This is a genomic window from Staphylococcus agnetis (genome assembly GCF_002901865.1).
Lineage (GTDB): Bacteria > Bacillota > Bacilli > Staphylococcales > Staphylococcaceae > Staphylococcus > Staphylococcus agnetis.
The window spans coordinates 1-1,970 of sequence record NZ_PPQF01000098.1 but is presented as its reverse complement, the minus strand read 5'-3'; the positions used below and the strand labels follow the sequence as shown (position 1 = coordinate 1,970).

The 1,970-nt window shown below is 33.1% G+C and carries 1 protein-coding gene; it reads left to right on the top strand.

All coding sequences use genetic code 11. From position 1 onward, the window contains the following. Positions 1-537 precede the first annotated feature (537 nt). Positions 538-1,536, top strand: coding sequence for an adenosine deaminase (gene add / locus CD172_RS11810; RefSeq protein WP_103346458.1), 999 nt, complete (start codon positions 538-540; stop codon positions 1,534-1,536). The last annotated feature ends 434 nt before the right edge of the window (positions 1,537-1,970 follow it).

The following is a 1,970-nucleotide window of genomic DNA, read 5'->3' as shown; positions in this document are numbered from 1 at the left end:
CTATAATGGTTATATGAAATAGTTGTTCCATGAAACGACTCGGTCACTGGCACAGACCGCTTAAAGTGCCTACATCACATTAACTGAGAATTCACATGACGTTGCTGACGAGTGACATAGCTCTGTGTCCTCGAATGAGGGTAAGTTAATGTGATGTATTTTTATATAGTAGGAGTGAGCTATATAGCCTGTTAAGTGGCCTAGTAACTTAACACTTATCCCGGCAATTGATACCCTTTTTGCCCTTCACTCGATATAAAGTAAGCGACCTGTAAAAGGGTCGCTTTTTTATTATTTGGTCACACTGTGGTCACAAAAATGGGGCAAATCCTATTACACCGGTATATATATCCTCTCTCGAGGGGGTTATTGTCGTCTTTAAACATGGATTTAGAGGCGTTTTTTAATATTATAGAAAATTATTTGCTTTAAGAACGGATATCATAACATTCCTATTGCAGTGATTTGACATCCTGTTAATTGTTTTTGTAATATAATTTCTATGATTAAAGAGAGATGAAAAAGAGGGTTGAAGTTATGGGGAATAAGATAGATTTGGTTTCAATACCTAAAGTAGAGTTGCATTGTCATTTAGATGGTTCTGTAAGTTTTGAATTTTTAAAAAGACAATCGGCACTACAAAATATCACAATCGATTTTCATAAAATAACGGTAGGGGAAACGTGTAAAAGTTTGGATGAGTACTTGCAATCCTTCGATGAAATTTTAAAAGTAATGCAAACAGCACAGAGTTTAAAAGAAAGTGTCATTGATGTTGCTAAACAAGCCGCACGTGATGGTGTGAAATATATTGAAATCAGATTTGCGCCAAGTTTACATACGCATAAAGAAGAATCAATTGCTTCTGTTTTACAAGCGGTATGTGAAGGTGCGAAAGAGGCTGAATCTGCATGTAATATGACCATTCGGATTTTAGTGTGTGGCATGAAACATCATTCAGAACAAGATAATATTGAAATTTTAAAAGAAATTAAAGCCAATGCGTTACTAGAATATTATATTGTTGGTGGGGATTTGGCTGGTGGTGAACAGGATGCCTCTATGTCCAAGTTCTCTGAAGTGCTTCAATATGCGAACTCAATAAATTTAAATATGACCTTACATACTGGAGAGTGTGGTTGTATTAAAAATGTTCATGATGCGGTTGCACTTGGAGCTAAAAGAATTGGTCATGGTGTTGCTTTATTTCAAGACAAAGAAGCGCTCTACAATTTTAAAAATAACGATGTGTTATTAGAAATCTGTCCAAAAAATAATCTTCAAACGAAAGCGATCAACCACATCCATGAGTTGGATTTACTGCAATTAAAGCAATACGGGATTCCATATTTAATCAACACAGATAATCGCGTTGTGACGCAAACAAATTTAATAGAAGAATATGAATTATTGTTACATCATGACTTAATTACAATTGAAGAAATAGAAAGAATTAATTTAGAAGCAGTATCTTATACATTTTTAAACGACGCACAAAAACAATTACTTTTAAATCATTCGTTTAATAATAAATGATTCAAAGGTGATAGAAAGTAGATACGCTGATTTAAAACACTATGTACGGTCAATCAGAATCATATCCTTTAAAAAGCTATTCACCCAGCTAAATTTCAAAAAGTGCTTACTATTCATTATTGAATGTGAGCGCTTTTTTATATGGATAGGTAATGTTAAATATAGATCATCATCTTGACCTCATTTAAAAAATGAATATGTAACAAAATCATTCGATGAAAATGAGCGCATAATATAAACGTGCATATTTGATTTTAATCTTTGTGAGGTCATGTTGTAGGTTAGACTCAAGTGTAAATATGTGAGAGTTTAATATATGTGATAAAGATTTAAAAAAATAAGGGGCTGGGACATAGGGTTTCAGCTTCCAAGAAAAACACCACAAAAATCACTTCAAAAGATTTTGTGGTGTTTTTTCATTTGAATTCTACTTA